Genomic DNA, 11,981 nt, shown 5'->3' on the forward strand with positions numbered 1-11,981 from the left:
AATCGTCGCCACCCGCGTAAGCACGCAACAATGACCACAAGGATTACTGCTATGGGTTTTCTAACCGGCAAACGCATTCTGATTACTGGCGTAGCCAGCAAACTGTCTATTGCCTACGGTATTGCACAAGCAATGCATCGTGAAGGGGCTGAACTGGCTTTCACCTATCAGAACGAAAAATTAAAATCCCGCGTTGAAGGCTTTGCGGCCGAGTTGGGTTCCAACCTGATTCTGCCTTGCGATGTGGCTGAAGATGCCAGCATCGAGGCCATGTTTGCTGAACTGGGAAAAACCTGGCCGAAGTTTGATGGTTTCGTTCACTCAATTGGTTTTGCCCCGGCTGACCAGTTAGATGGTGATTACGTCAATGCGGTGACCCGTGAAGGCTTCAATATCGCCCACGACATCAGCTCTTATAGCTTTGTTGCCATGGCTAAAGTCTGCCGTTCAATGTTGAACCCTAATTCTGCCCTGCTGACGCTGTCTTACTTGGGTGCAGAACGTGCGATCCCTAACTACAACGTTATGGGTCTGGCTAAAGCCTCTCTGGAAGCCAACGTGCGCTACATGGCGAACGCGATGGGTCCAGAAGGTGTGCGTGTTAACGGGATATCTGCCGGTCCAATCCGGACTCTGGCCGCTTCTGGTATCAAAGATTTCCGTAAAATGCTGGCACACTGTGAAGCCGTTACCCCAATTCGCCGTACCGTGACCACTGAAGACGTCGGTAACTCCGCAGCCTTCCTGTGCTCCGATCTGGCTGCGGGTGTTTCCGGTGAAATCCTGCATGTTGACGGCGGCTTCAGCATTGCAGCCATGAATGAACTGGAATTGAAATAATCTTTCACGTGTGCTAAGCATCGTCAGATGTTCAGCAGCGCCTTAACGGTTAACCAAAGATTATTCGAATCCGCTGTGGTCATCGCAGCGGATTTATCATTTCTCACGCGATGGGATGGTGGCACCGCCGCGACGCGTAAGTAAAGTGTTGTGCAAACTCTGTTTAAGAGATTCACTCTCCTATTGGAACCTTTGTTGACATACAAGGGAGTCTCTCCCCAGCCTGATGGCCGAGTTTTTACAGTACACTAAACAAACAGAAACTCGCGCACTGTTCCACCCCCGTATCCGCTCACCTTCAGTGATCAATCCTGCGAAATTATTTCTCTGCTTAATCAAAGATCCCCCCCAATTCAGGCTCCAGATTTTTCCAACGTGTTGACCAGATTGGCTGGCTGACAAAGCAGGCCGCTATAACTCAGCTAAACAGGAGACGAGCGGGTACCGGGTAAAAATTGCCACAATGTTTCGAGTCTTTCTCTGACCTTCAGCAACATGAATCCGATAAAAAATAAGATTTAACCTATTTTTTATCTTGTTGTGCTTTGCAAGACAAAAATTCACCTAATTTTGCTAAATAGATCACACTTCATTATCAAGTACAGGTGTTGCGATTGCATAACAATTCACTCCATTTTGGATAATTATGGAAATGTCTTTATATGCACAATAATTAACGGGTCATTTACTCCATGGCAAACTGATGAACCATTCATTAAGCAAATAGCAGAATATATCACTAAATAAAATACGCTCAGCTTTTAATCAAAATAAAAAATCGGGAAACAGCAAAAACATAAACGTTAATACTGCATAACATTTGTAACATCGGTTTATTCCCCTGCCATAGTTATATGTAACAGAGTATTACAAAGCGCTTGTCTCATTGACAAAGATAGTGAACATTAACCGCCGCCATTCATCTTATAACAACGCAAAAGGATGTCGTTCCGCACATCACATTTTGCCATTTCCTGTCATTTCATGGCCGGTAGTAAAAATTAGAGGTCCCTGTGACAACTGCAAACAACAACAGCAACGAACCTGAAAGCATCAGTATGAATGCTTTCAAACAACCGAAAGCGTTTTACCTGATCTTCTCTATCGAACTTTGGGAACGTTTCGGTTACTACGGCCTGCAAGGGATCATGGCCGTTTATCTGGTAAAAATGCTCGGGATGAGCGAAGCCGATTCTATCACCTTGTTCTCATCATTCAGCGCATTGGTTTATGGCTTTGTTGCCATCGGCGGCTGGTTGGGAGATAAAGTACTCGGCGCAAAACGTGTGATCGTCTTGGGTGCGCTGACGCTGGCTGTGGGTTACACCATGGTGGCTTATTCAGGGCACGATATTACCTGGGTATATATTGGTATGGCGACCATTGCAGTCGGTAACGGTCTATTTAAAGCCAATCCATCATCCCTGCTGTCGACTTGCTACAATAAAGATGACCCACGTTTGGACGGTGCATTTACCATGTACTATATGTCCGTCAACATCGGTTCATTCTTCTCTATGTTGGCAACACCGTGGCTGGCAGCAAAATACGGTTGGAGCGTCGCATTCTCCCTGAGTGTAGTGGGTATGTTGATCACACTGGTCAACTTCTGGTTCTGCCGTAAGTGGGTGAAAAACCAAGGTTCCAAACCTGATTTTGCTCCGCTTCAGTTTAAAAAGTTGCTGATGGTCTTGGTCGGTGTCGTGTTGCTGGTCACCCTGTCTACCTGGCTGTTGCATAACCAGATTGTTGCTCGCTGGGCACTGGCGCTGGTCTCTGCTGGTATCATCTTTATCTTTGCCAAAGAAACCTTCTCTCTGCACGGTACTGCCCGTCGCAAGATGATCGTGGCTTTTCTGTTAATGCTAGAAGCCGTAGTGTTCTTCGTGCTGTATAGCCAGATGCCTACCTCACTGAACTTCTTCGCGATTCATAATGTTGAACACAGCATCTTTGGTCTGGCATTCGAGCCAGAACAGTATCAGGCATTGAACCCATTCTGGATTATGGTTGCCAGCCCGATTCTGGCCGCAATCTATAACAAGATGGGCGACAAGCTACCAATGCCGCATAAGTTCGCTTTCGGTATGATTCTGTGTTCCGCCGCTTTCCTGGTTCTGCCGTGGGGCGCAAGTTTCGCCAATGAACACGGCATTGTGTCAGTCAACTGGTTGATCTTGAGCTACGCGCTGCAAAGTATCGGTGAATTGATGATTTCCGGTCTGGGTCTGGCCATGGTGGCGCAATTGGTTCCTCAGCGTCTGATGGGCTTTATCATGGGTTCATGGTTCCTGACCACCGCCGCTGCAGCACTGATTGCCGGTAAAGTAGCCGCCTTGACTGCGGTACCTAGCGATCTCAATGATGCCCATGCTTCACTGGCTATCTATAGCCATGTGTTTATGCAAATCGGTATCGTCACCGCCATCATCGCCATTCTGATGATGCTGACGGCACCCAAACTGCACCGCATGACATTGGATCTAGGTAGCAATAAACAAGACATCCCCCCGGTAACGACAGCTTAAATCAAACCTAAAGTTTATCGTTAATCACCAAAGGCACCAACCTGACCGGTGCCTTTGGTTTTACGATTAAACGCTGATAGCCGATGGTGATCATCCTATTGTCTAATGATGATAACAGCTTGATAATAATGAAAATTACAACGCTTTTTTGACTGTTCATCCAGCCTGACAAACCAATGCCTCGCCGATATCACCGCCAAAGTCACGATAGGTGTAAGAAGCGTTCAAGCCGGCAACGCAACTGTTCATTCTCTTTTTTTAACTGCTGAACCTGCTCAAGTAGCGTCAATGTCATCGCGACACCGGACCAATCCAGATCCAGTTCATTACGCAGCCGCCAGGCACGTTGCAGATCACGCAAAGCATCAGCATCAAACACCCATAATGTATTAGAGGGTTCTAACGGCGCGATCACCCCTAGCCCAACCACTTCAATTAACTCATCCTGCAAAATGCCCGTGGTCTGACACAATTCAGTGACGCTGTAGGTCATTTCTATTTCAGTCATACACCATTACTCCCATCCCGTTCGCGGATTAAAGGCGGTCTGCTCGGACAGTTGTCGCCACAGCGCACCGGCTTTCTCATCAGGTTTCGGCGGCATCACGACTTTAAGGATGGCATACAAATCTCCAGTGCCTTTTTTGCCGACCAACCCCTTACCTTTAATGCGCAACTTCTGACCACTTTGGCTGCCTGGTGGAAGAGTCAAAGTGATTTTACCCGTCAGCGTTGGCATCTCAATGCTAGCGCCTAACGCCGCTTCCCACGGTGCCACCGGCACCACGATTTGCAAATTGTGGCCATCAATATCAAATAACGGATGTGGGGCAATACGAATAATCAGGTACAAATCGCCGTTAGCACCACCAGCCATCCCCGGAGCGCCTTGCCCTTTCAAACGAATACGTTCGCCATCTCCCACGCCTGCGGGAATTTTCACTTTCAGGGTTTTGCTGGTTTCTGCAACCGGACGCCCGACGTCATCGTAAGTCGGTATTTTGTAGGAAATCGAGCGCGTTTGTTCGGTCAGCGTTTCTTCTAAAAAGATCGGCATCTCCATCTCTAAATCCTGGCCACGCACACCGTGAGATGATTGATAAGATGAATGGTGCGTAGCGTTGCCGCGGCGTGCAAAAAAGGATTCGAAGAAATCAGAAAAGTCGTGGGCATCGCCACCGGTACTGCTCCACGACTGGCCGCCGCTATCATCATAAGCTGCACGGCGTTGACCAAAGTTCGGATCATTGCGATGTAATCTTAGTTGGTCGTATTCGTCGCGCCGTTCAGTGTCTTTTAATACTTCGTAAGCCTCGGCAACTTCCTTGAATTTGCTTTCGGCATCGGGTTCGGTACTGACATCAGGATGGTACTTACGCGCCAGCCGACGGTAGGCCGTTTTGATTTCTTTCTGGGAGGCCGTTGGTTCTACCTCCATCGTGGCATAGTAGTCTTTGAACTCCATACGGCAATATCCTTAATTTAAGTGTGCCATAGAGATAAGATATCCCCATTTGGCCCATATAAAACAATTTTATGCCTATTTCTATACTTCAGGCTCAACTCTGCGGTGCAAGGCTAAAGCTAAACTATAGCCGCCTATCAGTTTTATGCTGATTTTAAAGTGATTATTATTACCGCCGTGGCTAGAAGAACGGGTTTCACTCCGTAGCGCTGAACGACAAAATCAACTTCTTGCATTAATGACCCGGTCAGATTATTTTCATATAACGTATTAACTTCGGATGATTTCCCAGGCAAATATTATTTAGTTATATATTTATTATATTAATTTAAAAATCAGATAAAAACTCAGGTGATTATTTCGCCCATAAGAAATGCCAAGAGTCAATAAGGATATATCAGCATAACTGCCATTAATAACGCACCATATGGAGATGGATGAATAATGAAAAAAATCATGTTCTCTTTACTACTTCTGCTCGGCATGACTGAAGCGCCCTCAGCCACAATTGATCTATGGCGAGAACCTATTCCTGAGGTTAAGGCGGGTCAATATTATAGTCTGATTGTCGATCGCGGCGAGTTACAGAAAGCAATTAAAGATTCTAATAATGAATATGTTTTTTCCGAGAAATGTGCTGGAACCAAACCCCTCGTACTGATTGGCACTTCGGTCGAAATCACTGAGTTTCTATTGAATAACGAAACCAGTGGCATCGAAAATCATATTACCGAACTACCCGATATCTATATGGGAATCACCAAATACGTGGCAAAAGAACGTTTTACTGGCTTATTCCCGCTCAATTATTTGTTAATCTCAACGGTAGAACAGACACAGAAATTTTTACCCTTTGGCACCCTCATTACCGATGCGGCCGGTATCCCCGATGATCTTAAAGCACTGTATCAGTCTTTACATAAGTTAGACCGTAAACAGAAAGAAAGTGGGCAGGTGTTATATGTTAAGTTCAGTTATTTACCCGAAAAAGGGATGCGGAAAGTGGGGAAAAAAACCATTAGCTTCGGCAAGATACTGAAAATCATGCAAAGCAGAACTTAAATCAGCAAAGAAATACGCTCAAAAATAAGCATAACATCGCTTATTCACTACCGATTATCGTCAATATCTTTTCTGTCGCTCTGGCGAAAACGCCGGTGCAGAAAGAATACTCTATACTGTGATCATGACCGCAGAATGAGCAGTTTGGTTGAAAGATAGGGTAGCGCGGTTTAACCCGTCCGTAACGGACGGTCATTGACGGGCAAGGAGATATCTCATGGTCAATCATGTTTGGGGACTTCTGGTTCATCCCAGCCAGGAAATGAAACAAATCAAAAGTGAAAGTGAGAGTATGACTCATTTTTACTCCCACCACGTGCTGTTGATGGCAGCCATTCCGGTGATTTGCGCCTATATTGGCACCACACGCATTGGCTGGACGTTCAGTGAGGGGCTGGCGGTCAAGCTGTCGCCCATGACTGCGCTGTTTTCCGCCATCATTTTCTATCTACTGATTCTCGGTGCCGTGGCATTAATGGGGCAAGTGATTCACTGGATGGCGCGCCGTTATGATAGTCGCCCTAGCTGGCAAAGTTGTACCTTGTTTGCTGGCTATGCGGCAACACCGATGTTTCTCAGCGGCATTGTTGCGGTCTATCCCCTACTGTGGCTTTGCCTACTCGCCGGTATCATCGGTCTTTGTTACGCCGCTTATCTGATGTATATCGGTATTCCAACTTTCCTGAATATCGAGCGTAGTGAAGGCTTTATCTTCTCCAGCTCCACACTGGCCATCGGCGTATTGGTGCTAGAGTTGTTACTGGGTCTGACCGTGGTACTTTGGGGCTACGGTATCTGGTTTAGCTAATCAATCCTTAAAACCCTTACCTCAACACCGTTCTCCGTAGATATTCTACGGGGCGCGGTGTATCTCTATTTCATCTTGTATGTCACTGAAATAGGGAGCTTACCGCTATGATTAGCCATCGTTCATTTGTTATTTTGCTACTTTCTACCGCCACGTTGTGCTGGATATCCCCCGCCATGAGCCTGAGTCCTCCAGGGGAGGAATGTAGTGAGCAAACACTGATATTTATCCGCCACGCAGAAAAATCAGCCGAAGGTTTTGGACAAATAAACTGTCAGGGCTTAAATCGTTCTCTGGCATTGCCCAGCGTGATTAAAGAAAAATTTGGCAAACCTGACGTTATTTTCGCCCCGAATCCCACCCGAAAAAAAGCCGACTTAGGTAATTATTACTATTACCTCCGCCCACTGGCGACCATTGAACCGACCGCCATTCATTTCAATATGCCCATTAACACCCGCTTTGGTCAGTCTGAAACCGAATGGTTTATTCATCGCCTGAGCAGTGAAAGATATGCCAATGCCAAGATACTGATTTCCTGGGCGCACCGCGAAATAATAAATATAGCGCGGACATTGATGACCACCTTTAATGGCGATCTCTCGCAGATACCTCATTGGGAAAATGACGATTTTGACAGTATCTACATTCTGAAGATCACCCGGGGTGATGGTGCGCCCAAGATAACTTTTACCCACGATCATCAAGGATTGAATGAATTATCGACCTCTTGCCCCGAACCAGCGAGCCATCCAACGAGTGAATTATTGCCCGAGCAAAATCTACGGTAATCGTTCATGACTGGTTCTGCACTGATTCAGTTTGCGCGCTGAACGACAAATTCAACCATTATTTGGCTATTAGCAGCCTTTGATTGAGATTAATGTCGATGAGATCGCAATCTCTTACATCGCCCTGATGAATAAGGTTGTACACTAATTGAGAAAATGAAAATAAGGCGACGAAAATGAAAAAGCTGACCGTGAAAGAAATGACCGCAAGTGAACAACGCGATGTTAAAACCCAATTAGACAGAGCCAGAATCAACATGGGTCGCGCGTTAACCAATTCAGAACAGAACAAAATTAAAGACGAAGCCATCGAAAAAATCATGCAAGCCCGCGCGCTGGTGGCAAAAGCCAACCGCCCTGAGAAAAAAACCAAAAAAACCGCTCCGAGCACTACCACTTTTAGCTGGTCTTCTTCAATCAGCAGCCGTCCACCACGTTAAATTTATCTCCCGATCAGGTTGTTACGGATTGGGCGCATTTATCAGGCAGCGGAGGATATCCTCCGCTACTATAACTATTATCATGACCATGATTATCGGAACATTATAATTCCCACCGCAAAAGATGCTGATTTTCCTTCACAACTGTCCTAGTATGACTCAGGATAAATTCCGTTAGTCTCCCTCTAGCACTGTTAAGGAGTCCGTTGATGAAACTGTTTTATAAGCCCGGCGCCTGTTCCCTTTCACCTCATATCGTTCTACGTGAAACCGGATTGGATTTCAGCGTTGAACGCGTTGATTTGGCGACAAAGAAAACTGAACACGGCGATGACTTCTTAGCCATCAATCCGAAAGGCCAGGTTCCAGCATTGGTGCTGGATGATGGTAGCCTGTTAACTGAAGGCGTAGCCATTGTGCAATATTTGGCAGACCAGGTTCCATCCCGTAATCTGATTGCCCCCGCCGGTACACTGGCACGTTATCACGCTATTGAATGGTTGAACTATATTGCCACCGAGTTACATAAAGGGTTCAGCCCATTATTCAACCCGAAAACTCCCGACGAATATAAAATCATCGCCCGTGAACGTTTAGACCAGCAATTTATGTATGTCGATGGTGTGTTAAGCCAACAACACTTCCTGCTAGGTGACAAATTCAGCGTAGCCGATGCCTATCTGTTTACTATTCTTGGTTGGGCCAAAGCCATGCAGTTCGATCTACCACAATATAAAAACCTGACGGCCTACATAAATCGAGTTGCGGCGCGTCCTGCGGTAGATGGCGCATTGGTTGCGGAAGGTTTGAAATAAATATTCTGACTGAAGACTGCCCGGCAATCGGCCACTGTCGCGATTGCCGGGAAAAGAGTATTACAGTTTTACTGCGGTGAAATGACAGGTCGGATTGACGATCTTGTCCTGCGCAGCAACCACTTGCAGTTCATACTCGCCCATACGCTGGGTTGCCAGCATCACTTCATACACCGCCGCCGTCACATGTTCTAGCGCTTTATCCAACGCCTTGCCCTTCAGCAAATTCACTAATAACAGACCGCTGGTCAAATCACCCACACCAACCGGTTGGCGTGCACCAAAATCAACTAACGGACGGCTGATATGCCAAGCATCTTCAGCGGTAACCAGTAACATCTCAAAACAATCAGCATGATAACCGGCGCGGCTTAAATGCTTCACCAAGACCACTTTCGGCCCTTTGGCACACAACTCACGCGCCACAGTTACCGCTTGCTCAACCGTCTCGACCCGAGTTCCACCCAGTTCTTCCAGCTCCAGCAAATTTGGCGCGATAATATCGCTGGCTGGTAATGCCTGTTGGCAGAAAAATTCCGCCACACCCGGTGCGACAATGCAGCCTTTTTCCGGATGTCCCATCACCGGATCGCAGAAATACCAAGCGTCAGGATTGGCTTCTTTCACACGTTTTACCGCAGCAAGAATATGCCCACCCTGCTCGGGTGAGCCAATATAGCCACTCAGCACCGCATCGCAGTCTTTCAGACGGTCAATATCAGCGATCCCTTGCACAATCTCGGTAAGATGACTGGCTGGCATAACGCAACCCGTCCAATGGCCATATTGCGTGTGATTGGAAAACTGAACGGTATTCAGCGGCCAAACATTGACGCCCATACGACGCATCGGAAATTCTGCAGCGCTATTGCCTGCGTGACCAAAAACAACGTGGGACTGAATGGAAAGAATATTTTTCATCGCTACGGCCTAAAAGTTAGGGGCTGCTCAGCCCTTTCAGTAACACCATCATCACTGCGTAGGTTATTCGCAGTTTATCTTGACCATTAAATAAGGGACCTAATGTCCCTTATTTAATACACCGTTTTAGATCCAACTGACCAGGCAATAATGTTTTTTACCCCGACGCAATAGACTAAAGCGACCAAACAGGCGATCCGCATCGGTAAAGCTATATTCCGGATCAGCCTGTTTTTCACCGTTGATGGTGACTGCATTAGAAGCTATCAGTTTGCGCGCCTGACCACGCGATGGAGCCAACTCGGCATTGACCAGCGCCTGTTGTAAATCAGCATCGCGGGTTAACTCAATGGTAGGCATACCATCTTGTGCCAATTGGGCAAAATCGGTTTCAGTCATCTCGTGCAAATGGCCGGAAAACAGGCTATCGGTAATACGTTTGGCCGCAGCCAAACCCGCCTCACCATGTACCATACCGGTAACTTTTTCCGCCAAGACATACTGCGCACGTGGTGCTTTACCGCTGTTCTGGTCTTCTTCTTCCAGCGCGTTGATATCTTCCAGACTCATAAAGGTGAAGAATTTCAGGAAGCGATACACATCGGCGTCGGCGGTATTAATCCAGAACTGATAGAACTTGTACGGGCTGGTTTTTTTCGGATCCAACCATACGGCTCCACCTTCGGTTTTACCGAATTTGGTACCGTCAGCCTTGGTGATCAGCGGAACGGTCAGACCAAACACTTGCTGCTGGTGTAAACGACGGGTCAGATCGATACCCGAGGTAATGTTGCCCCACTGATCGGAACCACCGATTTGCAACTCAACGCCGTGCTCTTTATTCAGACAGGCGAAATCATAACCCTGCAATAGGTTGTATGAAAATTCAGTGAAGGAAATCCCGCTGTCATCACGATTCAGACGCTGCTTCACCGCTTCTTTGTTGATCATTTGATTAACGGAGAAGTGCTTACCAATATCACGTAGGAATGTCAGCACATTCATGTTGCCAAACCAATCGTAGTTGTTGGCGGTAATGGCACTGTTATTTCTGCAGTCAAAATCGAGGAAAGGTGAAACCTGATGGCGGATTTTTTCCACCCACTCATTGACCGTATCAGCGGTATTCAGTTTCCGCTCAGTGGCTTTGAAGCTCGGATCGCCGATCAACCCGGTTGCGCCGCCCACCAGCGCGACCGGACGGTGACCCTGTAACTGAAAACGTTTCAGGCACAGCAACGGAACCAAATGACCCAAATGCAAGCTGTCTGCGGTAGGATCGAAACCGCAATACAGTGAAATTGGCCCTTGCGCCAGTCTCTCTGCTAACGCGTCTTCATCCGTAACCTGGGCAACGAGGCCCCGCTCTTGCAATTGTTTAATCAGGTTGCTGCTAGTCATTAACGACTCCATTGTCTTGTACAATCTATTTATCTGGTTAACGTTAAACGGAAACACCCCAGTTGCGAAATGCTGACGTTTATGCGGCTTAATGCCTGCGCGCTAAGCGACACCCTTGCGGATGCCTTCAAGGAAAGGTATAGAATAAAGCGCCCGCCGCACGAGCGCTAGGTTTAACCTCAATATTTCATTGATATCACGGCGCTAAACGGTCAATTTTCCACGCATTAGCTTCACGCTGATAAATAAAGCGGTCATGCAAACGATGTTCACCGCCCTGCCAAAACTCAACCGAATCGAAACGTACACGGAATCCCCCCCAAAAACTCGGCAGCGGCACTTCGCCCTGTTGGAATTTTTGTTTGAGCTCTAGAAACTTGCTTTCCAGAATGCCGCGCGCGGATATACGAGAGGATTGCTGGGAAACCCAGGCACCAATTTGGCTATCTTTCGGTCGACTATTGAAATACTTGAGCACCTCAAAAGTAGAAAGACGTTCAGCTTGACCCAGGAATATCACCTGACGATCCAGCATATGCCAAGGGAACAATAGGCTGATCCGGGGATTTTCTGCTAACTGTTGTGCTTTACGGCTACCAAGATTGGTATAGAACACCATGCCTTCATCATCAAAATGTTTCAACAACACAATGCGTTGGAAGGGTTGGCCATCAGCATCAACGGTGGCGACACACATGGCTGTCGGATCGGCAAGTCGGGCTTCACAGGCTTGTTTTAACCAGCGTTCGAACAAATCCAGCGGATTGACCGTCAGATCTTGGCGGCGCAGCCCCCCGCGGGTATATTCTCGTCGTAAATCTGCAACATCAAATTCATTATTTTCAGTCATATACACTCTGTAACGCGCTGAAACTCTATGGGTTATTATTGTGCCTTTGCGGCCTCAGGA

12 protein-coding genes are annotated in these 11,981 nt (G+C 47.1%); 7 read left to right on the plus strand and 5 right to left on the minus strand.

Going from position 1 to position 11,981, the window contains the following annotated elements:
- Positions 1–51: 51 nt before the first annotated feature.
- Both fabI and dtpA read left to right on the plus strand, forming a co-directional pair.
- The gene (gene fabI / locus DJ39_RS11820) at positions 52–840 is read left to right on the plus strand and encodes an enoyl-ACP reductase FabI (protein ID WP_004717578.1); all 789 of its coding nucleotides are present in this window, start codon (positions 52–54) and stop codon (positions 838–840) included.
- A 1,013-nt stretch (positions 841–1,853) separates the two neighbouring features.
- Positions 1,854–3,368 carry a dipeptide/tripeptide permease DtpA gene (gene dtpA, locus DJ39_RS11825; protein ID WP_004717581.1) on the plus strand — a complete coding sequence of 505 codons (1,515 nt, stop codon included), beginning with the start codon at positions 1,854–1,856 and terminating at the stop codon, positions 3,366–3,368.
- Positions 3,369–3,570: 202 nt separating this feature from the next.
- On the opposite strand, the gene cbpM is transcribed toward dtpA, so the two are convergent.
- Both cbpM and cbpA read right to left on the minus strand, forming a co-directional pair.
- The gene (cbpM, locus tag DJ39_RS11830) at positions 3,571–3,876 is read right to left on the minus strand and encodes a chaperone modulator CbpM (protein WP_004717585.1); all 306 of its coding nucleotides are present in this window, start codon (positions 3,874–3,876) and stop codon (positions 3,571–3,573) included.
- Between the two features lie 6 nt (positions 3,877–3,882).
- Positions 3,883–4,833 (minus strand): curved DNA-binding protein, encoded by a 951-nt coding sequence (cbpA, locus tag DJ39_RS11835; protein WP_004717587.1) that lies wholly within the window; start codon positions 4,831–4,833, stop codon positions 3,883–3,885.
- Positions 4,834–5,277: 444 nt separating this feature from the next.
- Here cbpA and DJ39_RS11840 point away from each other — a divergent pair, with 444 nt between their 5' ends.
- The 5 genes from DJ39_RS11840 to gstA all read left to right on the plus strand — a co-directional run bounded on the left by DJ39_RS11840 (position 5,278) and on the right by gstA (position 8,749).
- A complete protein-coding gene (locus DJ39_RS11840) occupies positions 5,278–5,895 on the plus strand; it encodes a hypothetical protein (protein WP_004717591.1) in 618 nt (205 codons plus the stop codon).
- A gap of 217 nt (positions 5,896–6,112) precedes the next feature.
- Entirely contained in the window at positions 6,113–6,703 is a 591-nt protein-coding gene (locus DJ39_RS11845) for a Yip1 family protein (RefSeq protein WP_004717593.1), read from the plus strand.
- Between the two features lie 107 nt (positions 6,704–6,810).
- Positions 6,811–7,494, plus strand: a complete 684-nt coding sequence (locus DJ39_RS11850; protein WP_004717595.1) for a hypothetical protein — start codon at positions 6,811–6,813, stop codon at positions 7,492–7,494.
- A gap of 176 nt (positions 7,495–7,670) precedes the next feature.
- Positions 7,671–7,934 (plus strand): DUF3811 domain-containing protein, encoded by a 264-nt coding sequence (yjbD, locus tag DJ39_RS11855; protein ID WP_004717598.1) that lies wholly within the window; start codon positions 7,671–7,673, stop codon positions 7,932–7,934.
- 209 nt (positions 7,935–8,143) lie between these two features.
- Entirely contained in the window at positions 8,144–8,749 is a 606-nt protein-coding gene (gstA, locus tag DJ39_RS11860) for a glutathione transferase GstA (RefSeq protein ID WP_004717599.1), read from the plus strand.
- Between the two features lie 60 nt (positions 8,750–8,809).
- Here the strand turns inward: gstA and pdxY are convergent, their stop codons facing one another.
- The 3 genes from pdxY to pdxH form a co-directional block, all read right to left on the minus strand.
- Positions 8,810–9,670 (minus strand): pyridoxal kinase PdxY, encoded by an 861-nt coding sequence (pdxY, locus tag DJ39_RS11865; protein ID WP_004717601.1) that lies wholly within the window; start codon positions 9,668–9,670, stop codon positions 8,810–8,812.
- Between the two features lie 126 nt (positions 9,671–9,796).
- A complete protein-coding gene (tyrS, locus tag DJ39_RS11870) occupies positions 9,797–11,071 on the minus strand; it encodes a tyrosine--tRNA ligase (protein WP_038251393.1) in 1,275 nt (424 codons plus the stop codon).
- 196 nt (positions 11,072–11,267) lie between these two features.
- Positions 11,268–11,921 (minus strand): pyridoxamine 5'-phosphate oxidase, encoded by a 654-nt coding sequence (gene pdxH / locus DJ39_RS11875; RefSeq protein ID WP_004717604.1) that lies wholly within the window; start codon positions 11,919–11,921, stop codon positions 11,268–11,270.
- Between the last annotated feature and the right edge of the window lie 60 nt (positions 11,922–11,981).

Origin of the sequence: Yersinia ruckeri ATCC 29473 (assembly GCF_000754815.1) — a bacterium.
Classification (GTDB): Bacteria; Pseudomonadota; Gammaproteobacteria; order Enterobacterales; family Enterobacteriaceae; genus Yersinia; species Yersinia ruckeri.

Coding starts and splice junctions, on each gene's coding strand:
- yjbD (WP_004717598.1), top strand. CDS start 7,671: ATGAAAAAGCTGACCGTGAAAGAAATGACCGCAAGTGAACAACGCGAT.
- tyrS (WP_038251393.1), bottom strand. CDS start 11,071: ATGACTAGCAGCAACCTGATTAAACAATTGCAAGAGCGGGGCCTCGTT.
- gstA (WP_004717599.1), top strand. CDS start 8,144: ATGAAACTGTTTTATAAGCCCGGCGCCTGTTCCCTTTCACCTCATATC.
- pdxY (WP_004717601.1), bottom strand. CDS start 9,670: ATGAAAAATATTCTTTCCATTCAGTCCCACGTTGTTTTTGGTCACGCA.
- DJ39_RS11850 (WP_004717595.1), top strand. CDS start 6,811: ATGATTAGCCATCGTTCATTTGTTATTTTGCTACTTTCTACCGCCACG.
- DJ39_RS11840 (WP_004717591.1), top strand. CDS start 5,278: ATGAAAAAAATCATGTTCTCTTTACTACTTCTGCTCGGCATGACTGAA.
- DJ39_RS11845 (WP_004717593.1), top strand. CDS start 6,113: ATGGTCAATCATGTTTGGGGACTTCTGGTTCATCCCAGCCAGGAAATG.
- cbpM (WP_004717585.1), bottom strand. CDS start 3,876: ATGACTGAAATAGAAATGACCTACAGCGTCACTGAATTGTGTCAGACC.
- fabI (WP_004717578.1), top strand. CDS start 52: ATGGGTTTTCTAACCGGCAAACGCATTCTGATTACTGGCGTAGCCAGC.
- cbpA (WP_004717587.1), bottom strand. CDS start 4,833: ATGGAGTTCAAAGACTACTATGCCACGATGGAGGTAGAACCAACGGCC.
- pdxH (WP_004717604.1), bottom strand. CDS start 11,921: ATGACTGAAAATAATGAATTTGATGTTGCAGATTTACGACGAGAATAT.